This window comes from Pseudomonas sp. EL_65y_Pfl2_R96 (assembly GCF_963970905.1).
Taxonomy (GTDB): domain Bacteria; phylum Pseudomonadota; class Gammaproteobacteria; order Pseudomonadales; family Pseudomonadaceae; genus Aquipseudomonas.
The window spans coordinates 623275-645562 of sequence record NZ_CAXAQH010000001.1 but is presented as its reverse complement, the minus strand read 5'-3'; the positions used below and the strand labels follow the sequence as shown (position 1 = coordinate 645562).

Annotated in this window: 20 protein-coding genes and 1 pseudogene; 4 read left to right on the top strand and 17 right to left on the bottom strand. The window is 60.4% G+C overall.

From position 1 onward, the window contains the following. Window positions 1-202: 202 nt before the first annotated feature. Window positions 203-515: pseudogene (locus AACY49_RS03035) on the bottom strand (hypothetical protein). A gap of 895 nt (window positions 516-1410) precedes the next feature. Between AACY49_RS03035 and AACY49_RS03030 the strand changes: the two are divergent. Then, entirely contained in the window at window positions 1411-2787 is a 1377-nt protein-coding gene (locus AACY49_RS03030) for a multicopper oxidase family protein (RefSeq protein ID WP_339521561.1), read from the top strand. Continuing rightward, the gene (tadA, locus tag AACY49_RS03025; RefSeq protein ID WP_258697383.1) at window positions 2787-3284 is read left to right on the top strand and encodes a tRNA adenosine(34) deaminase TadA; all 498 of its coding nucleotides are present in this window, start codon (window positions 2787-2789) and stop codon (window positions 3282-3284) included. The genes AACY49_RS03030 and tadA overlap by 1 nt, the downstream gene beginning before the upstream one ends. A gap of 131 nt (window positions 3285-3415) precedes the next feature. Here the strand turns inward: tadA and cmoB are convergent, their stop codons facing one another. From cmoB to plsB, 6 genes are all read right to left on the bottom strand, one after another. Next, complete coding sequence (gene cmoB / locus AACY49_RS03020; protein ID WP_258697382.1) at window positions 3416-4372, bottom strand: tRNA 5-methoxyuridine(34)/uridine 5-oxyacetic acid(34) synthase CmoB; 957 nt, start codon at window positions 4370-4372, stop codon at window positions 3416-3418. Then, a complete protein-coding gene (gene cmoA, locus AACY49_RS03015) occupies window positions 4369-5148 on the bottom strand; it encodes a carboxy-S-adenosyl-L-methionine synthase CmoA (RefSeq protein WP_320394555.1) in 780 nt (259 codons plus the stop codon). The genes cmoB and cmoA overlap by 4 nt, the downstream gene beginning before the upstream one ends. A 160-nt stretch (window positions 5149-5308) precedes the next feature. Beyond that, on the bottom strand, window positions 5309-5944 hold the full coding sequence (locus AACY49_RS03010; RefSeq protein WP_339521560.1) for a lysoplasmalogenase: 636 nt from the start codon (window positions 5942-5944) through the stop codon (window positions 5309-5311). A 2-nt stretch (window positions 5945-5946) separates the two neighbouring features. After that, window positions 5947-6339 carry a protease inhibitor I42 family protein gene (locus AACY49_RS03005; RefSeq protein WP_320392075.1) on the bottom strand — a complete coding sequence of 131 codons (393 nt, stop codon included), beginning with the start codon at window positions 6337-6339 and terminating at the stop codon, window positions 5947-5949. Window positions 6340-6480: 141 nt separating this feature from the next. Further along, window positions 6481-7170: a DUF4197 domain-containing protein gene (locus AACY49_RS03000; protein WP_258697378.1), complete on the bottom strand. Its 690-nt coding sequence runs from the start codon at window positions 7168-7170 to the stop codon at window positions 6481-6483. 56 nt (window positions 7171-7226) lie between these two features. Further along, the gene (gene plsB, locus AACY49_RS02995) at window positions 7227-9731 is read right to left on the bottom strand and encodes a glycerol-3-phosphate 1-O-acyltransferase PlsB (RefSeq protein ID WP_339521559.1); all 2505 of its coding nucleotides are present in this window, start codon (window positions 9729-9731) and stop codon (window positions 7227-7229) included. A 165-nt stretch (window positions 9732-9896) separates the two neighbouring features. On the opposite strand from plsB, the gene AACY49_RS02990 reads away from it, so the two are divergent. Further along, complete coding sequence (locus AACY49_RS02990) at window positions 9897-10106, top strand: cold-shock protein (protein WP_007964248.1); 210 nt, start codon at window positions 9897-9899, stop codon at window positions 10104-10106. Window positions 10107-10222: 116 nt separating this feature from the next. Here AACY49_RS02990 and AACY49_RS02985 read toward each other — a convergent pair whose 3' ends face one another. From AACY49_RS02985 to AACY49_RS02970, 4 genes are all read right to left on the bottom strand, one after another. Further along, window positions 10223-10600, bottom strand: a complete 378-nt coding sequence (locus AACY49_RS02985) for a hypothetical protein (protein WP_258697376.1) — start codon at window positions 10598-10600, stop codon at window positions 10223-10225. 84 nt (window positions 10601-10684) lie between these two features. Next, on the bottom strand, window positions 10685-11494 hold the full coding sequence (locus tag AACY49_RS02980; protein WP_258697375.1) for a putative RNA methyltransferase: 810 nt from the start codon (window positions 11492-11494) through the stop codon (window positions 10685-10687). Then, complete coding sequence (gene dapE / locus AACY49_RS02975; RefSeq protein ID WP_339521558.1) at window positions 11494-12645, bottom strand: succinyl-diaminopimelate desuccinylase; 1152 nt, start codon at window positions 12643-12645, stop codon at window positions 11494-11496. The genes AACY49_RS02980 and dapE overlap by 1 nt, the downstream gene beginning before the upstream one ends. A 210-nt stretch (window positions 12646-12855) precedes the next feature. Then, window positions 12856-15447 (bottom strand): glycosyltransferase, encoded by a 2592-nt coding sequence (locus AACY49_RS02970; protein WP_258697373.1) that lies wholly within the window; start codon window positions 15445-15447, stop codon window positions 12856-12858. Window positions 15448-15728: 281 nt separating this feature from the next. Between AACY49_RS02970 and tcdA the strand changes: the two genes are divergently transcribed. Next, window positions 15729-16553: a tRNA cyclic N6-threonylcarbamoyladenosine(37) synthase TcdA gene (tcdA, locus tag AACY49_RS02965; RefSeq protein WP_320392069.1), complete on the top strand. Its 825-nt coding sequence runs from the start codon at window positions 15729-15731 to the stop codon at window positions 16551-16553. A gap of 93 nt (window positions 16554-16646) precedes the next feature. Here tcdA and AACY49_RS02960 read toward each other — a convergent pair whose 3' ends face one another. The 6 genes from AACY49_RS02960 to dapC form a co-directional block, all read right to left on the bottom strand. Beyond that, the gene (locus AACY49_RS02960) at window positions 16647-17054 is read right to left on the bottom strand and encodes a SufE family protein (protein ID WP_258697371.1); all 408 of its coding nucleotides are present in this window, start codon (window positions 17052-17054) and stop codon (window positions 16647-16649) included. After that, complete coding sequence (locus tag AACY49_RS02955) at window positions 17051-18256, bottom strand: aminotransferase class V-fold PLP-dependent enzyme (protein ID WP_258697370.1); 1206 nt, start codon at window positions 18254-18256, stop codon at window positions 17051-17053. Before AACY49_RS02955 ends, AACY49_RS02960 begins: the two co-directional genes overlap by 4 nt. Window positions 18257-18378: 122 nt before the next feature. Further along, entirely contained in the window at window positions 18379-19413 is a 1035-nt protein-coding gene (gene dapD / locus AACY49_RS02950) for a 2,3,4,5-tetrahydropyridine-2,6-dicarboxylate N-succinyltransferase (RefSeq protein ID WP_258697369.1), read from the bottom strand. A gap of 33 nt (window positions 19414-19446) precedes the next feature. Continuing rightward, on the bottom strand, window positions 19447-19809 hold the full coding sequence (locus AACY49_RS02945; protein WP_258697368.1) for an ArsC family reductase: 363 nt from the start codon (window positions 19807-19809) through the stop codon (window positions 19447-19449). 245 nt (window positions 19810-20054) lie between these two features. Continuing rightward, complete coding sequence (locus AACY49_RS02940; protein ID WP_258697367.1) at window positions 20055-20783, bottom strand: peptidase M12; 729 nt, start codon at window positions 20781-20783, stop codon at window positions 20055-20057. 169 nt (window positions 20784-20952) lie between these two features. After that, window positions 20953-22152, bottom strand: coding sequence for a succinyldiaminopimelate transaminase (dapC, locus tag AACY49_RS02935; RefSeq protein WP_258697366.1), 1200 nt, complete (start codon window positions 22150-22152; stop codon window positions 20953-20955). Window positions 22153-22288: the final 136 nt, after the last annotated feature.

Sequence of the window (22288 nt, the reverse complement as noted above, 5' to 3'; positions counted from 1 at the left end):
GAGAAGAGTCGCGACCGACAACGGCGCGCCTTGGAACGCAAGGCGCGCAAGCTGGGGATGCAGTTGGTGATGGTTGGATAAATTTCAGAGCAAAAACAATGCGTTATTTTTTGTTTGATAAGAGCTGCCGAAGGCTGCGATCTTTTGATCTTGCTCTTGTGGCGAGGGAGCAAGCTCCCTCGCCACAAAAAGCAGCTCGACGCTACTCCAATGGCCGAGCCCGCAACCGCCGCCCAATTACATCCAGCACATCGCACCCATCCCGCAACGGAATGGCGCAGAGCAAAGCGAAGTCGCTGAGGATCACCGAATCACACTCGACCGAGCCGCGCATGGACAGGTTCTCAAGCACTTGAGTGACTGCGCGAATTCGATAGCTGGCAGCGTCATACAAAACATCGATCGGCGCGTGGGTATGTGGGCATGTCGGTGCAGTTGCTGGTGAGCGCCATGAAGCAGTTGTCGGGGTGGGGAATTGGTTTTTCGTAGGGTGGGTCTGGCGTTAGCGTCGTCATTTGTAATTTCCATGAGTATGAATATGAGTTGCCAACGCACCCTCCTACAGGTTTGGGTGGCAGCCATGCGCAGGAGTAGGAGTACCGAGCACTCATGGACCTCGGCCACGCCGAAGCGTGTCCCGCGCACAGCCGCCGCGAACGATCTTACGGACACGAATTAAGCGCCGCAATCAAACGACAAAGCTGTTGCACCATGAGAGAGGGCTCCTACACCCTGCCACTGCATTCGCAGTGACAGCCAAAGACTATCCACGGATCTCACTTCACACCAGTTCATGGAGACCGATACGTTTTGAAGGAAACTTCCGACGACATTGCCCAGGAGTTTCGCCGACTGTAAGACCGCCTTCGCGGGCAAGCCTCGCTCCTACGGAATCGAGGCAGACCGCCAAATAGGGGAACAACTTCAATCCTGTGGGAGCGTGGCTTGCCCGCGATTGAGCGCGAAGCGGTCATAAAATCTATCCGTCTCAGAGATAACAGCGAGTTCTTGTTCGATGCGTGCGACGTGCTCCAACAACGCATGAAAATAAGGCGCGGGGACTTTGCGGGGGATCGATCAGGAAAGAAGTCGGGAAAGGTGGAAATGGATGTAGGGTGATTCCCTGATTGGCGGCTACTAAGTAACGATCAGCGAAGCGGCCACACATTCTGCAATCGCATTGCATCAGACATACCGCGCGACCCCGAAAAGATCGCAGCCTTCGGCAGCTCCTACAGGGTGTACGCCGATCAAATGTAGGAGCTGCCGAAGGCTGCGATCTTTCAAAGGGCCTCTCCAAGGTCTGTGACCATCCGCCGCGCTGCCCTTACTGTTTCTCAACCGCAGGTGTATCGTATTCGCCTTTTGCAGGCCCCGCGCCTGTGGCTGATACGTGAGGTAGTAGATTTCATGTCCTTTACCCGTCGCCAAATCCTCGGTGGCCTGGCCGGTCTTGTTGTCGTTGGTGTCGGAGCCGGTGGCGCGTCGCGTTACTGGCTGGGCAAAATGGCTGACGCTGACGCCGGCCACGACTATGAGCTGATCGCCGCACCGTTGGACGTCGAGCTGGTGGCCGGGCACAAGACCCAGGCCTGGGCGTTCGGTCCATCGGCGCCGGGCACTGAATTGCGCGTGCGTCAGGGCGAATGGCTGCGGGTGCGCTTCATCAACCACCTGCCGGTAGCGACCACCATTCACTGGCACGGCATCCGCCTGCCGCTGGAGATGGACGGCGTGCCGTACGTGTCGCAATTGCCGGTGCTGCCGGGCGAATACTTCGACTACAAGTTCCGCGTGCCCGACGCCGGCAGTTACTGGTATCACCCGCACGTGAACAGCAGCGAAGAACTCGGTCGCGGGCTGGTCGGCCCGTTGATCATCGAAGAGCGCGAGCCCACTGGGTTCAAGTACGAAAAGACCTTGAGCCTCAAGAGCTGGCATGTCGATGAAGAAGGCGCTTTCGTGCCGTTCAGCATTCCTCGCGAAGCGGCCCGTGGCGGTACGGCCGGGCGCCTGTCGACCATCAATGGCGTCTCGCAAGCGGTGATCGACTTGCCCGCCGGGCAGATCACCCGCGTACGCGTGCTCAACCTCGACAACACCCTGACTTATCGCCTCAACATCCCCGGCGTCGAAGCGCAGATCTACGCGCTGGACGGCAATCCCATCGAACCGCGCCCACTGGGCAAGGAATACTGGCTCGGCCCCGGCATGCGCATTTGCCTTGCGATCAAGGCCCCGCCAGCCGGCGAAGAACTGTCCCTGCGCAATGGCCCGGTACGCCTGGGCACCTTCCGCTCGGTGGCCAACACCGACGCGCCGACCGAGTGGCCGCCGGCATTGCCCGCCAACCCGGTGGCCGAGCCGGACCTGGCCAATGCCGAGAAACTCAACTTCAATTTTGAATGGGTGGGCTCGGTGTCGGTCAACGTCGACAACGGCAAGCCACCCAGCCTGTGGCAAATCAATGGCAAGGCCTGGGACATCACCGACAAGACCTGCGCCGATCGACCGATTGCCAAGCTCGTAAAGGGCAAAAGCTATATTTTCGAATTGAAGAACATGACTCAGTATCAGCACCCGATCCACCTGCATGGCATGAGCTTCAAGGTCATTGCCTCGAACCGGCACGAGGTCATCCCGTACTTCACCGACACGTACCTGTTGGGCAAGAACGAGCGCGCGCAAGTGGCGCTGGTGGCGGATAACCCGGGCGTCTGGATGTTCCATTGCCATGTGATCGATCACATGGAAACCGGCCTGATGGCCGCCATCGAGGTGGCGTGATGCGTCAGATTCGCCCCGCAGCGATCATCGACCGCAGCCGTGATCGTGATTTCATGCGCGAAGCCCTGGCCCTGGCCGCTCAAGGCGCGGCGCTGGGTGAAGTGCCGGTGGGCGCGGTGCTGGTGCAGGACGGTGAAATCATCGGGCGCGGTTTCAATTGCCCGATCAGCGGCAACGACCCGAGCGCCCACGCCGAGATGGTGGCGATCCGCGCCGCTGCCCAGGCTGCCAGCAACTATCGCCTGCCGGGCAGTACGCTTTACGTGACGCTTGAGCCGTGCAGCATGTGCGCCGGGCTGATCGTGCATTCGCGGATCGCGCGGGTGGTGTATGGCGCGCTGGAACCCAAGGCCGGGATCGTGCAGAGCCAGGGGCAGTTTTTTACCCAGGGCTTTCTCAATCATCGGGTGTTGTATGAGGGCGGCGTGTTGGCGGAGGAATGTGGCGCGGTGTTGAGCGAGTTTTTCAAGGCGCGTAGAGCCAGGCCAGCAGACTAAACACCGACCCCTGTGGGAGCGAGCTTGCTCGCGATGAGGCCCTTTCAGTCAACGACTATGTTGAATGTCAGTCCGCTATCGCGAGCAAGCTCGCTCCCACAGGTTTTTCCGGCGTTTGGGATATCGGGGTTTTACTTGCGGGCGACAATCACCGCACGCATCGGTGCTGGCAACCCTTCGATCGTCTTGCTGTGATCATCCGGATCCAGGAAATCGCTCAACGACTGATACTTCATCCACTCCGTCCCGCGTTGTTCCTCGACCGTGGTCACGCTGACATCCACGCATCGCACATCGCTGAAGCCGGCGCGGCGCAGCCACAGTTCCAGCGCCGGCACCGACGGCAGGAACCAGACGTTACGCATTTGCGCGTAACGGTCTTCCGGCACCAACACCTGCTGCTGATCGCCTTCGATCACCAGCGTCTCCAACACCAGTTCACCGCCCTTGACCAGGCAATCCTTCAGCGCCAGCAAATGCTCGATCGGCGAGCGGCGGTGGTAAAACACGCCCATGGAAAACACTGTGTCGAAGCCTTCCAGATTCGGCGGCAGGTCTTCGAAAGGGAAGGGCAGATGCCAGGCATTGGGCTCGGACAAGTAACGCTGCACCGCCTGGAACTGACAGAAAAACAGCCAGTTCGGGTCGACGCCGATCACGCTGTCGGCCCCGGCGCCGAGCATGCGCCACATGTAGTAACCGTTGCCACAGCCGACATCGAGGATGCGTTTGCCTTTCAGGTCCAGGTGCGGAGCTACCCGCGACCACTTCCAGTCCGAACGCCATTCAGTGTCGACATGCACGCCGAACAGGTCGAACGGCCCTTTACGCCAGGGCGACAGCCCCATCAGCGCGGTGCGCATTTGCGCGCGGGTCTCAAAGTCGCAATCGGTGTCCAGCTTCAAACCGTTCAACAAGTCGACTTCGCTTGGCCGGATCTTCGGCAGCGCGTCCAGCGCGCTTTGCCAGCGTTCCAGGTCGCCGTGACCTTTTTCCATTTTCTTGTCGAGTTGCGCTTGCAGGGTATTGGCCCATTCGGCCAGCGGAGTACCGGCCAAACGGCGGGCGAGGGGGGACAGATCAATCATGGCAAGGCAATCAACGAGGCAAAGTTAAGACACTGGAACCACGGCACGACTTTCGAGAACCCGGCGGCCAGCAGGCGTTCGCGGTGTTCTTCGAGGCTGTCGGGCTTCATGACATTTTCGATGGCGCTGCGCTTCTGGGCGATTTCCAGTTCGCTGTAGCCGTTGGCGCGCTTGAAGGCCACGTGCAGGTCGGTGAGCAGCGCGTGTTCTTCGGGGTCGTTGAAGCGCAGCTTCTCCGAGAGGATCAGCGCGCCACCGGGCAATAGCGATTGGTGGATGCGCGAGAGCAGTGCGGTGCGTTGGTCCGGGGCGATGAATTGCAGGGTGAAGTTCAACGCCACCACCGAAGCTGGCTGGAATTGCAGGGCAAGAATGTCGCCCTCGATCACTTCCACCGGCAGCAACTCCTGGAACATCGAGTCCTGGCCATTGAGGTATTCGCGGCAACGTTCGACCATGGCCGCGGAGTTATCCACAGCGATCACCCGGCAACCGTCGGTGCGTACGTGACGGCGCAAGGCCTGAGTCACGGCGCCCAAAGACGAGCCCAAATCGTAGAGCACGCTGTTGGGCTGAGCGAACTGCGCGGCGAGCACGCCGAGGTTTTCAACGATGGTCGGATAACCCGGCACCGAGCGCTTGATCATGTCCGGGAACACCCGCACCACGTCCTCGTTAAAGGCGAAGTCAGGTACCTGGGCCAAGGGCTGGGCGAAAAGGCGATCGGATTCTTTGCTCACGGCGGTTCCAGCGGCATAGGTGGAAAAGGCCGGCATTTTAGCCAAGTTGGCGCGTGGATGCGCGGATTGTCTGATAAACCGCCGTGGTGGGGCGTTGAGGTCTGTGTCTTCAGCTATACCGCTTTCGCGAGCAAGCCCGCTCCCACCCTCAGTCTAAGTCCTGCGCAAGACACAAGCGGGCTTGCTCGCGAAGAATTCAGCGCGGTTTCTGGGCGAACGCCGAAGCCGCAATCCCCCATTGCCCCAACCAGTAGCTGAGGATGATCACGTACGGCGCGGTATGAAATGGCATCACAAAACGGTTAATGCCAATCACGCTGTCAGAAAACACGAATGCCGCCGCTCCCGCCGCCGCCAGCAACGCCGAGCGTTTGGGCACATCGGTGCCGAGTCGGGCCAGTGCCCGCCAGAGCATCGCACTGATGGCCAGACCGTAGACGATCACCGGGACCAGCAGCGGCCCCAAGCCATTGGAAATCAGAATCCCCAGCAGCACGGCCCCCACGCCGAAGGCGAGGATCAGCGGCAACACAGCCAGACGCCGGCAATCGCTCAAATAAGCCTTCAGATACGCCAGGTGCGCGAGCAAAAATGCTCCAAGTCCAAACACGAACAAGTCTTGCGGCCATGCCAGCAACACATCGCCGACCAAGGAGAAAATCAAACCCAGGCTGATCCAGCGCCGATAGTCGCTGGTCGGTGCGTCGTGCAACCAGCCGAGCAGGGCCAGCACCGGTAGCGGTTTGACCAGCAGGCAGAGCAACGCGGCATGCACGCTCAGGCCATACAGAAAGGTCACCGCGCCCATCAGCGCCAGGATCAGCCAGCCCACAATCAGTTAACCGCGATGGCGCAGTCGAAGGTTTTCACGGCCGGGACTTCCGGTGCCCACGGTTGTGAGTAAGTCAGCCGCAAGCGGCCAGTGCCGGTGGCGAAGGCCTGGAAGCGCCAGGTCGAGAGGCCGGCACTGCCGACGATCCCGGCGTCTTCCGGGTTGCTGTAAACCTCGGGGCTGAGCGCGCGCAACACGCCGCCGGCCGAATCCTGGATCGCCCAGCGGTAACCCGTGGTCGGGTTGCTTGGCAGGGTCAGGATCAGGTTTTGCCCGTTGTGCAGTTTCGCCGGGCATTCGCTTTGTTTTTCCACCGTCACGTTCTGTTTTGGCTGCGTGGCGCAAGCGCTCAGCAGAGCAAGGGCGAGGGGGACAAGCAGGCGAGTGGGGGACATAAGATCAGCGGCTCCAGCGTTCACGACGAACGGCGAGCATAACTGAAGATGAGACAAAGTGTGACGGTCATGCCCGTCAGTCAAGCGCAATCCATGTGGGAGCGAGCAAGCCGGATCGCCGCACCGCCGCTCCCACAGGGTTTAGAGTGTGCCGAAAACTTTCTTCGCCAAACTGGTCGCCGCCGCCGCAGGGTTCTGGCGAATGCTTTCTTCCTGCTTGCCAATCATCTCGAACAAACCGTTCAACGCCTGCTCGGTCACGTAGCTTTCGATGTTGGCACTTTTCGCATCCAGCACACCCAGTGTCGCGGCTTGTCCGGCGAACGCGTTGTACTGCTGGGCCAGGCCGACCTGGTCGGTGGCTTGCTTGACGATCGGCAGGAATTTGGTGCGGATCTGTTCGCGGCTGGTTTTACTCAGGTACTGGGTGGCTGAATCCTTGCCGCCGCTGAGAATCCCCTTGGCATCTTCCACGGTCATCTTCTTCACAGCATCCACCAGAATCGGCTGGGCCTGCGTCACCGCCGCTTCAGCCGCTTTGTTCATGCTGGTTTCCAGTTGATCGACCTGGTCACCCATGCCGAACTGTTTCATTTTCTTCGCGACTTTGCCCAGTTTGCCCGGCAGTTCGATTTTCACGTCCGGGTTATTACTGAAGCCGCCGGGCGTGCCAAGTTGTTTGACGGCCAGTTGCGCACCTTGGGTCAGGGCGTCCTTGAGACCGCCGGTGGCGTCTTGTTGCGACAGGTCACTGAGTGACAGTGCCAGGGCATTAGCGCAAATCATCAAGCCTGCGCACAGGCCGGCGAAGCGAAGGGTAGGGCGGAGCATGGCGGCTTCCTTGTTCGGAAAAAGGTTCAGAAAAGAGAGTTGGCGGATGTAGAAATTTAGTCGGTCTGCACCGCAGCCGCGACTTGATCCGCCGCATCTTCACTGCGATGCAAGGCTACCTGACGGATCGACAAGCGAATCTCCGCTGACAACACCCGTTTGGCTGCGCCTTCGGCCAGTTCGCCGAGCAGTTCGTGATAGCTGAGTTTGCCGGCTTCGTCGCGGCGCAGCACGTCGAGGTCCAGCATCGTCTGGATGAAGTGACGGAACAGACTCTTGTCGAAGAACTCCGGGGCGTTCAGGCCGTGGAGGATCGACAGGCGTTGGGCCATGACCGTACAGAGGTCTTCGAGTTCTTCGGCGCTGAGGCTGTTCTGGCCGCTGTTGAGCAGTAGGGAAACGGTCATGTAGAAGCGCTGCAAAGTCTGGGCGATGCTTTTCGACAGCAGCGTCAGCAGCACGAAATGCCGCGAGCTCGGTGCCGGACGCAGGTACACGCCCTTCTCGAAGCGCAGCAGGCCCTGCTCGACGAAGGCTTCGAGCCATTGATCGATCACGCCATCGAGTTCGTCCAGCGTCCAGCGAATGAACAGTTCCGATTGCAAGTACGGATACAGCGCACGGGTGTAGCGCAGGATCTGCTCGCGGCTCATGCGCGACGCGTTCTGGAAGAAACTCGCCAGCAACGCCGGCAACGCGAAGATGTGCAGCACGTTGTTGCGGTAGTAGGTCATCAGGACGGCGTTTTGTTCGTCCAGGTACAAAATTTTGCCCAGCGCATCGCTCTGCTCGGACAGCAGGTCCATGTCCTTCACATGCTCGATCAGTGCCCGACCGTCACCGTCCGGCAGGGTGGTGTGCGGCGAATAAGGAACCTTGCGCAACAGCGCCAGATACAAGTCGAGCACCCGCGCCATGGCGCGATCGTCCAGCGCCAGGCGGCTGGTGGATAGCAGCGCCAGGGCCACCAGGTTCACCGGGTTGATCGCCGCCGCTTCGTTCAGATGCTGTGCGACTTTTTCGCCGAGGCGGTTGGTGGTTTCGTTGAGCCAGGCGGGTTTGAATTGCGGGCCGAGTTCCTGTTGGCGCCAGTCGGGTTGTTCGCTGTCGAGGAACTCCGCCAGTTTGATCGGCTCACCGAAGTTGACCGCGACCTGACCGAAGCGCTGTTTGAGTGCGCCGATGACTTTGAAGATGTCGAAGATCGATTCTTTCTTCTTGCTCGCGCCGCGCAATTCGCCGAGGTAGGTGCGGCCTTCCAGCACACGCTCATAGCCGATGTACACCGGCACGAAGACGATCGGCATGCGCGATGAACGCAGGAAGCTGCGCAGGGTGATCGCGAGCATCCCGGTTTTCGGTTGCAGCATGCGCCCGGTGCGCGAACGGCCGCCCTCGACGAAGTACTCGACCGGGAAGCCCTTGGTGAACAGGGTATGCAGGTATTCGTTGAACACCGAGGTGTAGAGCGGGTTGCCCTTGAAGGTGCGGCGCATGAAGAACGCCCCGCCACGGCGCAGCAGGCTGCCGATCACCGGCATGTTGAGGTTGATCCCGGCGGCAACGTGGGGCGGGGTCAGGCCGTTGCGGAACAGCAGATAGGAGAGCAGCAGGTAGTCGATATGGCTGCGATGGCACGGCACGTAGATCACTTCGTGACCTTGGGCGACTTTCTGCACACCTTCGATGTGGTTGACCTTGATCCCGTCGTAGATCTTGTTCCAGAACCAGCTCAGCACCACTTCCAGAAAACGGATCGCGGTGTAGGTGTAGTCCGAGGCGATCTCGTTGCCGTAGCGCAGGGCCTGGGCCTTGGCTTTCTCCGGGGAGATGTTCTCGCGCTCGGCTTCATCGAGGATCGCTTGCTTGACCAAGGGCTGATTGAGCAGGCCTTTGACCAGATTGCGGCGGTGGGAAATGTCCGGGCCGATCACTGCGGCTTTCAGGTTGCGAAAGTGCACCCGCAGAATCCGCTGGGCCATGCGCACGGTGCGCTCGTGGCCTTTGTTGTGATCGATCAGCTCGCGCAGGTGAATCGGCGCGGAAAACTGCACGCGGGTCTTGCGGCCCAGCACAACGATGCTCAGCAAGCGGCGCAGACGCCCGGTAACCGCCCAGCTGTCGGCGAACAGCAGTTTCCACGGGCTCGACTCGCTGTCCGGCGACTGGCCCCAGAACACGCTGACCGGAATGATCTGCGCATCTTCGGCGGCGTTCTGGCTCAGGGCGCTGACCAGGCGGGTCAGGGTTGGCGGCGCGCCGCGTTTGTCCTGACGGCCGAGCCAGTCGGGCTCTGGCGTCAGGTAAAAGAACGCGGCGGGTTCTGCCAGCGCACCCACCGATACCGGCAATACCGGGCGGGGCAGGCCGGCCTTGCTGCATTCGGCATCGACCACGGCGAGGTCGGTCAGTGAAGGGTTTTGCAGGACGTAGAACACCGGCCGGCTGCGGTCGAGGTTGAGGGTGAACGACGACTGGTTGATCGTCTCCGAGCGAACCCAGAGGTACAACAGTCGGCGCAGGGTGCCAAACACAAGACGGCGAAACGGGGAACGGGTCATACGGCATCTGCATAAGTGAATAAAACCGAGCGTTTGCTCGGGCGGGCGATAGTGTGCCGTATTCACCGAAAATCGGCAAAAAAGCGGCTAAGTAAACTTGAGTTGAGAGTTTTGATGGCTGTCATATACTCGGCCGTTCAAAATAAAAACAAGGGGTAACCAGATATGGCTACGCGCGAAACCGGCAATGTGAAGTGGTTCAATGACGCCAAGGGTTATGGCTTCATTCAACGCGAGGATGGGGTGGATGTGTTCGTGCACTACCGCGCGATCCGCGGCGAAGGGCACCGCTCGTTGACTGAAGGTCAGCAGGTTGAGTATGCGGTGGTGACCGGGGAGAAGGGGTTGCAGGCTGAGGATGTGGTGGGTCTCTGAAGATCGTTCCCACGCTCTGCGTGGGAATGCAGCCCGGGACGCTCTGCGTCCCTTTCACAGCCGAACGCGGAGCGTCCGTTGAGGCATTCCTTTGCGGCGCGTGGGAACGATCAGTGTCAGACGGTTTTCCAGGTGATTTCTTCTTCACCGTCAGCGCTGATGCGCATCCAGCGATCGGCCGTCTCCTCACCTTCTTCCTCGACCCAACTGCCCGGCGCACAACGTACTTCGACGTTCAGCGCGGCAAAGGCTGCACGGGCGCAGGCGATGTCGTCTTCCCACGGGGTCTGGTCGCTTTCCAGATACAGGCTGTTCCACTTGCCGACGGCTTTCGGCAGCCAGGTCACCGGCACGTTGCCGGCCTTGCACTTGTAGGTCTGGCCTTTCTGAACCCAGTCGGTGCAGGGGCCTAAAGCCGCGCCGAGCCAGGCCGCGATGGCTTTATAGTCGACGTCGGCGTCTTTCAGGTAAATCTCGATATCGGGTTGGCGCATGGATGTCCTCACTGCGGGTCTGAAAAATCCATTCGCGGATTTAGCCGGCCTCAAGCTGTTTGCTCAAGACCAAAAAATTAAGAGTTATTGCAGAACGAAATAATCGTAGCGCATCGACACAGTGACCTCGAATGGTTCGATCTGCTCAATGACTGCCGCCCGGCGTTCGGCACTGGCGCGCCAGCCGTGGGGCGTCATGGCCAACAGGTTCGCGCGATCCTGACCATTAACCAGCGTCAGTTTGAATTCCAGGGTTTCACTGTGCGCCAGCGCCATGCCTTCCGGCACCAAAGCCAGATGCTTGTCGTCGGTGTACTCGCGCACTTCGTCGTATAGCCGCTCGCGCAATTCCATCAGGTGGCCGCTGGTCGGTCCGACTTTCATCAAGCCGCCGCCGGGGCTGAGCAGGCGTTTGGCTTCTTCCCAGTCCAGCGGGCTGAACACGCTGGCGAGAAACTGGCAACTGCCAGAGGCCAACGGCACCCTGGCCATGCTGGCGATCAACCAGGTTAGCGCCGGGTTGCGTTTGCAGGCGCGTTTGACCGCTTCCCGGGAGATGTCCAGCGCATAGCCATCGGCGTTGGGCAAGGCGTCGGCGATTTGCGCGGTGTAATAACCCTCGCCACAACCGATGTCCAGCCAGCGCTGGGGCGCGTAGTGCGCGGCCAGTTCCGCCAGACGCTTGGCCACTGGCGCGTAATGGCCGGCGTTCAAAAAGTCGCGTCGGGCTTCGACCATCGCCTGGTTATCCCCAGGGTCACGGCTGTTCTTGTGCTGCACCGGCAGCAGGTTCAGGTAACCCTGCCGTGCGCGGTCGAAACGATGCCCGGCGGGGCAGGCCACGCCGTTGTCCACCGCGTTCAGAGGTTCGCTGCAGATCGGGCAGGCGAGCATCAGGCGAGCAACTTGATCAAAGTCTGGTAGTAGATTTCGGTCAGCACGTCGAGGTCGGCCGCCAGTACGCGCTCGTTGACCTGGTGGATCGTCGCATTGACCGGCCCGAGTTCGACCACTTGGGTACCCATGGTTGCGATGAAACGCCCGTCGGACGTGCCGCCGCTGGTGGACGCCTTGGTGTCACGACCGGTGATGTCCTTGATGCTCGCCGACACTGCATCGAGCAGCGCGCCCGGCTCTGTGAGGAACGGCAGGCCGGACAGCGCCCAGTCGATGTGCCAGTCCAGACCGTGCTTGTCGAGGATATCGGCGACGCGCTTTTGCAGGCCTTCGACAGTGGACTCGGTGGAGAAGCGGAAGTTGAACACCGCCACCAGCTCACCTGGAATCACGTTGGTCGCGCCGGTGCCGGAATTGACGTTGGAAATCTGGAAACTGGTCGGCGGGAAGAAATCGTTGCCGTGGTCCCAGTGCTCGGCGGCCAGTTCGGCCAGGGCCGGGGCGGCGAGGTGGATCGGATTTTTCGCCAGGTGCGGATAGGCCACGTGGCCCTGCACGCCGTGCACGGTCAATTTGGCGCCGAGGGAACCGCGACGGCCGTTCTTGACCACGTCACCCACCAGGGTCGTGCTCGACGGCTCACCGACGATGCACCAGTCCAGGCGCTCCTTGCGGGCGGCGAGGCGTTCGATCACAGCCTTGGTGCCGTGGTGGGCCGGGCCTTCCTCGTCGCTGGTGATCAGGAAAGCGACCTTGCCCTTGTGGTCCGGGTAGTCGGCGACGAAGCGCTCAGCGGCCACGGTCATGGACGCGAGGCTGCCTTTCATGTCCGCCGCGCCACGGCCGCACAGCATGCCGTGCTCGTCGATCACCGCGTCGAACGGGTCGATCTGCCAGGCTTGCACCGGACCGGTCGGGACAACGTCGGTGTGACCGGCGAAGCACAGCACCGGACCGTCGTGTTTACCGTGGGTCGCCCAGAAGTTATCCACATCTTCGATACGCATCGGTTCAAGCGTAAAACCGGCATCGCCCAGGCGCTGCATCATCTGCTTCTGGCAATCGGCGTCGACCGGCGTCACGGACGGACGGCGGATCAGGTCGATGGCGAGTTGAAGGGTCGGCGAAAGGTCGGCGTGGGCCGTCATGGGAAACTCCGGAAACTGTAAATGTGGGAGCGAGCCTGCTCGCGATGAGGTCGGTCGTTCAACATTGATGTTGATTGCCAGACCGCTATCGCGAGCAGGCTCGCTCCCACAGGTATTGGGTCAGGCCATAAAGGCCAAGGCCTGCAAAATGGCGGTTATCTTAAAGCAAAACGGCGGCCATTGGCCGCCGTTTAGTGCATCTGTGTTGATTTAGACGGCCGGCAGTGGCGCGGCTTCGGTCGAAGGTTTTGGCAGCGACGACAGGAACGCCATGATCAGCGCCGCCAGGTACGGCAGCGACTGCACCAGCAGCATGGTCACCCAGAAGCGCATGTCGTTGCTCGGCAGGCCTTGCACCAGGAAGATCCCCAGCGCTGCGCCCCACAACAGCAGCATGATGAACACCTCTTCGCGTGCTTCCGAGATGGCCACCCAGAAGCCGTGGTTATCGGCATTTTTCGGCGTGCGGAAGAACGGAATGCTGCTGGTGAAAAAGCCATACAGCACCGCTTTGGCGATGGTGTGCGACAACGCCAGCCCTGCCAGTGCCGCGCAGAACGCATCCTTCAGGTTGACGCCGACTGCACGGCGGTACAGGAAGATGATCTTGCCGACCTTGAACACGAACAGCGCCAACGGCGGGATCGCGAAAATCAGCAGCGGTGGATCGACCCGTTGCGGCACGATGATCATCGCCGCCGACCACAACAGCGCGCCGACGGTGAAGAAGATGTTCATGCCGTCCGCCACCCACGGCAGCCAGCCCGCGAGGAAGTGGTAGCGTTGGCCACGGGTCAGCTCGGTGTCTTTGCCGCGTAGCAGGCTGGCGGTGTGACGCTTGATGATCTGAATCGCGCCATAGGCCCAGCGGAAACGCTGTTTCTTGAAGTCGATAAAGGTATCGGGCATCAGGCCTTTGCCGTAGCTGTCGTGGTAATACGCCGCCGACAAGCCTTTTTCGAACACCCGCAGGCCCAGCTCGGCGTCTTCACAGATGCACCAGTCGGCCCAGCCCAGTTCCTCGAGCACCGAGCGCCGGGTCATGGTCATGGTGCCGTGCTGGATGATCGCGTCACGGTCGTTGCGGGTGACCATGCCGATGTGGAAGAAGCCTTTGTATTCTGCGTAGCAGAGCTTCTTGAAGGTGCTTTCGTTCTGGTCGCGATAATCCTGCGGTGACTGCACCACGGCGATTTTCGGGTCGGCGAAGTGCGGCACCATGTGCTTGAGCCAGTTCGGGTGCACGCAGTAGTCCGAATCGATCACCGCAATCACTTCGGCATCTTTGGCGGTGTGCGGAATCAGGTAATTCAGCGCGCCGCCCTTGAATCCGGCCAATGGCGCCACGTGGAAGAACTTGAAGCGCGGGCCGAGGGTTTCGCAATAATCGCGCACGGGTTCCCAGACCGCCGGGTCCTTGGTGTTGTTGTCGATGATCAGGACTTCGAAGTCCGGATAGTCGAGGTTGGCCAGGGCGTTGAGGGTCTGTTTGACCATCTCCGGCGGCTCGTTGTAGCAAGGTACGTGAATCGACACTTTCGGTCGGTAGTCCGAATCGCCGACCACCGGCAGAAATTCACGTCGACGCTTGTGAGTCCAGACCGCTTCGGCCAATTCATGGGCCTCGGTCAACAGCACGATAAACACCCCGAGTGCACCGAGGGCGAGCAAGAAACCCACCGTCAGGCTGAACCAGGTGCTGTATTGCTGGCTGTAGTCATAACCGATCCATACCAACACCGAACCGCACAGGAACGCGATAAAGGTCAGGAAGGTGCGGCCACGTTGACGCAAGGCCGAGCCGTCGATCATCAGCAGGGTCAGGGACAGCAGAGCCAACACCACCGAACCGATGGCCAGCACGCGCCATTGCGGGATCGCGACGACCGGGCCTTCAAAGTTGAATTTCTGCTGGCGCGCGGCGTTGAAAACGCCCCAGTAAGCGCCCACCGAACCTTCGTCACTGGCCTTCCACGGTTGGTCAAAGGCTTCGATCACGAAGTAGTTGAAGCCCTGGCGATTGAGCTTGTTGACCAAGGTCCGCAGATAAATCGCCTGGTCCGCCGGCGACGCGTCGGCGCCACCGCGCATACGGCCGTTGCTCGGCCAGCCGACCTCGGAGAGCAGCAGCGGCTTTTTCGGGAACATTTTTTTCAGGTCGCGGGCGCGGTCGAGAACGAACTGACCAGCCTTGTCCACCGGAATGAACTCCCAGTAGGGCAGAACGTGAGCAGCGATCAGGTCGACGTGCTTGGCCAGTTCAGGGTGCTCTTCCCAGACGTGCCACTGCTCGGACGTGGTCACCGGCACTTTAACGGCGGCACGGACACGATCAAGGATCACGCTCAGGTCCTTGGCGGTGATTTCCTTACGGAAGATCGCCTCGTTACCTACAACCACGCGAACCACGCTGCGGGAAGTGTTGGCCAGTTCGATGGCGCGCAGAATCTCGCGCTCATTGCGTTCCTGGTCCGGGCTGATCCAGATCCCCAGGGTGACCCGCAGGCCGAACTCTTCGGCCAGTTTCGGGATGTCTTGCAACGTGCCGTCGACTGAGTAGGTACGGATGTTGTCCGTCAGCTTGCTCATGATCTCCAGGTCACGACGCATTTCATCGTCGGTTGGATACTGCTCTTTCTGTGGGTACTGGCCTTGCTGGAACGGCGAGTACGAAAAGCCGGAGATCTGTTCAGGCCAGTTGGGGGCGGTGACCGGGCGATTGACCAGCGCCCAGAAGCCGGTAAACAAGGCAGCGATGGCGAGCACCACGACCAGGTTGAGTCCAAATTTACGCGATGACATAGCTTTTTCGGGTTCCAAAGGCTGTGGAACGAAGGAACGGTTGGCGGCCGGCTGCCAGGTGGCAGGGGCGCGCATCCTACACTGGAGGTTCTCTGACCGTACAGCGAACAGGGAAACGCCCGACATTGGGCAATCCAGGTCGACTTAAGTTCTTCGACCGGGACGCTGTAGCTCAATTCCAATAAATTTGTAGTCAATTGAAGCCGTCAAGACTGCCGTCCACAGCCCAAAGGTGCTCTTGGCCGCCGACAGCCCTATAATGCGCGCCGGTTTTTGGGGTAATGGTCATGAGTACAGAAGATCCGCGGTTTGCTGGCATCGCCCGTTTGTATGGCATCGACGGCCTGGAGCGCTTGCGCGCAGCCCATGTGGCGATCGTTGGCGTCGGTGGCGTCGGTTCCTGGGCGGCGGAAGCCGTTGCCCGGTGTGGTGTGGGCGAGATTTCGCTGTTCGACCTGGACGACGTCTGCGTCAGCAACGCCAATCGCCAGCTGCATGCGCTGGACAGCACCGTCGGCAAACCCAAGGTCGAGGTGATGGCTGAGCGCCTGCGTGGGATCAACCCGGACTGCACGGTGCACGCGGTGGCGGACTTCGTCACTCGCGAAACCATGGCCGAGTACATCACACCGAACATCGATTGCGTGATCGACTGCATTGACAGCGTCAACGCCAAGGCGGCGCTGATCGCCTGGTGCAAGCGGCGCAAGATCCAGATCATCACCACTGGCGGCGCGGGCGGGCAGATTGATCCGACGCTGATTCAGGTCTGTGATCTGAACCGTACGTTCAACGACCCGCTGGCGTCGAAAGTGCGTTCCACGCTGCGCCGCGACTACGGCTTCTCCCGCACCGTGACCCGTCACTACAGTGTGCCGTGTGTGTTTTCCACCGAGCAACTGCGCTACCCGAAACCCGATGGCAGCATTTGCCTGCAGAAGAGCTTTGTCGGTGATGGCGTGAAGCTCGACTGCGCCGGGGGCTTTGGCGCGGTGATGATGGTGACGGCGACGTTCGGGATGGTCGCGGCGACCAAGGCTGTGGATAAGATTGTGGCAGGCGTTCGACGGCCGGCGGATCGGGTTAAAACCCAAGCTGAAGCATAAACCCGCGTAGAAGCTGCCGAAGGCTGCGATCTTTTGATTTTTTAGCGTGAACACTGACGCCAAAGATCAAAAGATCGCAGCCTTCGGCAGCTCCTACATGTCGCTCAGGCTCCGCATCCGTTGGAGCACGGCATTGAGGCCATTACTGCGCGACGGGGAAAGCTGCCGGCTCAGTCCAAGCTGATTGAACCACTCCGGCAAATCCACCTGCTGCAACTCAACCGCTGACAACCCGTTAACCCGCGCCAGCAACAACGCCACCAACCCGCGAATCAAGCGCGCATCGCTGCTGGCGCTGAATTGCCAATGCCCATCCTGCAACGCACCGACCAGCCACACCTGGCTTTCACAGCCATGCACCCGGTTGGCCTCGACTTTATCCACATCGCTCAACGCAGGCAGACGCTCGCCCCATTGCATCAGCAACCGAGCCCGCTGTTCCCAGCTCGCAGCCTTCTGAAATGTGTCCAGCGCCGTGACGGCATCGGCGGGCAAGGTCATCGCAACAACTCCAGCGCCTGATCCAGTGCTTCAAAGAAGCGCTCCAGGTCTTCGGAGTCGTTGTACAACGCCAGCGACACCCGAATCGCTCCGGCCAGTTCAAAGCTTTTAAGCAACGGCATGGCGCAATGATGACCGGCGCGCACGGCGATTCCCTGTTCGGTCAGCAAATGCGCCAGATCAGCGTTATGCACACCTTCGACGACAAAACAGGCCAGCGCCAGTTGCGGTTTGCCCAGCAGGCGAATGCCGTTGCGCGCTTCAAGGCCTTTGAGCAAATAGTCATGCAGCGCCGCTTCGTGGGCGGACACGGCGTCCTGATCCAGCCCTGCGAGGTAGTCCAGGGTCGCGCCCAGACCGATCACACTGGCGATCGGCGGCGTACCGGCCTCGAACCCCAGCGGCGCTGGACGAAAGCGTGCGTCGTGGTAGTTGGCATCCAGCACCATTTCGCCGCCGAACTGCCAGGGGCGCAGTTGCCGCAGCGCTTCGTTACGCCCGAACAGCACGCCCAGGCCATCGGGCCCGTAGAGCTTGTGGCTGGAAAATACATAGAAGTCACAACCCAGCGCCTGCACGTCGTGCCGACCATGGACCACGCCTTGAGCGCCGTCGACCACGGTCAGCGCGTTGTGCGCTTTGGCCAGCGCCAGCAGCGCGGGCAACGGTTGCCAGGCGCCAAGCACGTTGGACAGCTGACTGACCGCCAGCAAACGGGTTCGCGGACCGATCAACTGCGCGGCGGCATCAAGGTCAATCAAACCGTCGACATTCAGCGGCAGAATCACCAATTTCAAGTCGCGACGGTGGGCCAGTTGCTGCCACGGTAACAGGTTGGCGTGATGCTCCAGCGCGCTGATGACAATTTCATCGCCCGGATTGAACAGGTGTTCCAGACCATAGGCCAGGAGGTTCAGCGCGGATGTCGCGCCGTGGGTAAAGATAATCTGCCCGCAATCGCCGGTATTGAGCCATTGAGCAACTTTGCTGCGGCTGTCCTCGAATGCCTGGGTGGCATGGGCGCCGGGCAAGTGTTGCGCCCGATGCACGTTGGCCGCGCCGTTGGCATAGTAATGCGCCAGGGCATCCAGCAGGGCTTGAGGTTTTTGCGTGGTGGCGGCGTTGTCCAGATAGGTCTGGTCTTGCCGTTGCAATGCGGCGATGGCCGGAAAATCGGCGCGCCAGGGAGAGGGAATCATCATGCTATCGGGCCCTGGTGGGGGTACGCCGAACCCAGTGGGAGCCGGGCTTGCCCGCGAAGCTTTTGGCGGCCTCAAGGGCCTCTTCGCGAGCAAGCCCGCTCCCACAGGTGATCATGCGACGCTTAGTTGTGAGCGTGCAGCGCTTCGTTCAGTTCGATGGCCGATTTGTGGGTTTTGCACTCCACGGCACCGGTCTCCGAATTGCGGCGGAACAGCAGGTCAGGCTGACCGGCCAGTTCACGGGCTTTAACCACTTTGACCAGTTTGTTGTGCTCGTCCAGCAGCGCAACCTTGGTGCCGGCCGTCACGTACAGGCCCGACTCAACGGTGTTGCGGTCGCCCAATGGAATACCGATACCGGCGTTGGCGCCGATCAGGCAGCCTTCGCCGACCTTGATCACGATGTTGCCGCCACCCGACAGGGTGCCCATGGTCGAGCAGCCGCCGCCCAGGTCCGAGCCCTTGCCGACGAACACGCCTGCCGACACACGGCCTTCGATCATGCCCGGGCCTTCGGTGCCGGCGTTGAAGTTGACGAAACCTTCGTGCATCACGGTGGTGCCTTCACCCACGTAAGCCCCCAGACGAATACGGGCCGCGTCAGCGATACGCACGCCGGCCGGAACCACGTAGTCGGTCATTTTCGGGAACTTGTCCACCGAGAACACTTCCAGCAACTCGCCGCGCAGACGGGCTTCCAGTTGATGTTCGGCCAGTTCGGCCAGATCGATCGCGCCCTGGCTGGTCCAGGCCACGTTCGGCAGCAACGGGAAGATCCCGGCCAGGTTCAGACCGTGCGGCTTGACCAGGCGGTGGGACAGCAGGTGCAGCTTGAGGTAAGCCTCAGGCGTGGAGGTCAGTTGCGCGTCTTCGGCCAGCAGTGTGGCGACCAGCGGCTTGTGGCTCTCGGCCAGACGGGTCAGCAGTGCCGCTTGTGCAGCGTCGACGCTTTTCAGGGCTTCAGCCAGTTGCGAAGCCTGAGCGGTGCTGAACGCGATGGCCTGATTGCCTTCGGTGTAGCCCAGAACCGGCGCAATGGCAGCGACCAGTTCGGCCGACGGGTTGAGCAGTGGCTGCGCGTAAAACACTTCCAGCCATGCGCCTTGACGGTTTTGAGTGCCGACACCAAAGGCCAGGCTGAACAGGGTAGTGGACATGTTGATACCTCTAACAAAATGGAACGGGCGGCCTCACTTGAGCGCTGCCGCGTAGATATCTGGCTTGAAGCCAATCAGGGTTCGGTCACCGAGATCAAGCACCGGGCGCTTGATCATCGAAGGTTGTGCGAGCATCAGCTCGATGGCTTTCGGCTGGTCGAGATCGGCTTTGCGTTCGTCGTCGAGCTTGCGAAAGGTCGTGCCTGCACGGTTCAACACCACTTGCCAGCTGTGCTCGTCGCACCACTGAGTGAGGTGTTCACGGTCGATTCCGACTGCTTTGTAATCATGGAAGTCATAGCTGACAGCGTGTTCATCGAGCCAGGTGCGCGCCTTTTTCATGGTGTCGCAAGCTTTGATGCCGAAAAGGTGCAACGTTTTGCTTGAAACGGTCAAGGAATTGCCCCCTTTGCAGGTGCTGGAAATAAAAGGTGAAGGATTATGCCATGACCGGACGGTTTCGCGTCGGCTGTGGTCGGGTTTGTCTTTTTGACTTGGCCATCAGATGTTCCGTGCGACATGGGTGCGACGGTCAGCCAGCAGTCTAAGGGGCTAATATGGCACTTCAATGCTGCCCGCAGAGCATTGCGCCGTGCGGACACTGTTAATGAAGCTCGATAAGGGCGAGGGAGTCGATTGGTTTATTTTGGGTAGAGTAGTTTCATCAAACGCTTGTCTTTTTTACTGATCTTGCGGTTGATCGAGACTTCCCAGTCGCCCAGCGTCAACGTATTCGCCACCGGGTGGTGCATGATGGATCTTCTGTCGTAGGAGGTATAAATCGCATCCACCGTGTTGAATGGCGCGAACAGGTTTCTGTCCACTTCTTCCCGAGTGAGTGGGTTCATCTCGCGGTTCTGGTAAAACTCATACACTTTCGGCTTGTCCCAAGGGATGTTTGCCTGTGGATGCTGGTGTTCATGCATCGCCCCCAGTGCATGGCCGAATTCGTGAGTCACAATCACCTCGAAGTCTTCATGGTCGGGTTTGACGCCCAGGTTCATGGTGGGCCAGTCGGGGTGAATCAATAGCGCATCGGTGCCCAGCATTGAGCTGTTGTCGTTGTTCTTGGTGGCGATCCGAATGTCGCCTTGCAAGCCATCGACAAAATCAAAGCTCAAGTTGATATACGGCAACCACTGGCTGGCTGCGCCGATGATCTTCTGCTTATGGTCGGCCTCAGGACTGTCCATGAAGGCGATTTTCAACGTGCGACCGTTGGCCCACAGTTTCGAGTAGTTGACCACCGAGCGTTTGCGGCGAGTTGTACCGGTGAAACCGGCATTGGCAGGGTTCTCGTTAATGGCAGCGTCATAAGCCGCTTGATCGTCCGGCCACTGTATAAGCCTGCAGTGTTGAAGGTCGTTCATCGTTGACTTCTTCCGTGAAGTTCAGAGTAAAGAGTTATTCAGGCGCAGCAAGGTGCGCTGCAACAAGACTAATGTCCGGTCAGCAGGCAGGTGAGGTATAAAGTTATATGAACTGTAACTTGATATGAAAAATGCCCGCGCCAGATTGCCTGGCACGGGCATACACGGGTTACTTGTGGCGAGTAATGAAAGCGCGAATCCGTTCAGCCGCTTCCACGCACTCCGCTAGCGGCGCGACCAGCGCCATGCGCACGCGTCCGGCGCCCGGGTTGACACCATCCACTTCGCGGGAGAGGTAGGAACCCGGCACCACGGTCACATGCTCTTCGGCAAACAGATCCCGGCAGAATGTCGCGTCGTCGCCTTGTACGTTCGGCCACAGGTAGAAACCGCCATCCGGGCGCTGCACATCCATCACCGGGCTGAGGATTTCCAGTACCGCATCGTATTTCTCGCGATACAGCGCACGGTTGGCGCGCACATGCACTTCGTCGTTCCACGCGGCAGCGCTGGCCAATTGCGTCTGCACTGGCATCGCGCAACCGTGGTAAGTGCGATACAGCAGGAAGCCCTTGAGGATGTCGGCATCACCGGCGACAAACCCCGAGCGCAGGCCCGGCAGGTTGGAGCGCTTGGACAGGCTGTGGAATACCACGCAGCGTTTGAAATCCTTGCGGCCAAGTTCCACGCAGGCGCTGAGCAGGCCCGGCGGCGGGGTCTGTTCGTCGAAGTACAGTTCGCTGTAGCACTCGTCGGCGGCGATCACGAAGTCGTATTCGTCGGCCAGGGCGATCAGTTTTTTCAGGGTTTCAACCGGGATCAGCGCGCCGGTCGGGTTGCCCGGCGAGCACAGGAACAGGATCTGGCAGCGCTTCCAGATGTCTGGCGAAACGGCGTCGAAATCCGGGTTGAAGCCGTTTTCGTCCAGGCATGGCAGGTAATGTGGCTTGGCTCCGGCCAGGAACGCCGCGCCTTCGTAGATCTGATAGAACGGGTTCGGGCTGACCACCAGCGCATCGTCCCCACGGTTGACCACGGTCTGGGTGAAGGCGAACAGCGCTTCGCGGGTGCCGTTGACCGGTAGCACGTTACGCGCCGGGTCGAGCCAGCCGGCAGGAACGCTGAAACGGCGTTCGCACCAGGCGGCGATAGCTTCGCGCAAGGCCGGGATGCCGAGGGTGGTCGGGTACACGGCCATCTGATCCAGATTGCTTGCCAGGGCTTCGGCGACAAAGCCTGGCGAGCGGTGCTTCGGTTCGCCAATGGACAGCGCGATGGCGCGTTTGTCCGGATTTGGCGTGACGCTGCCGAGCAAGGCGCGGAGCTTTTCGAACGGGTAGGGCTGCAACTGGTTCAGAGCGTTGTTCATGGGGGGCCTCTATTTATGTGGGAGCGGGCTTGTGGCGAGGGAGCTTGCTCCCGTTCGACTGCGCAGCAGTCGCAAAGCTATTGGGGCCGCTTCGCGACCCAGCGGGAGCAAGCTCCCTCGCCACATAAGCCCGCTC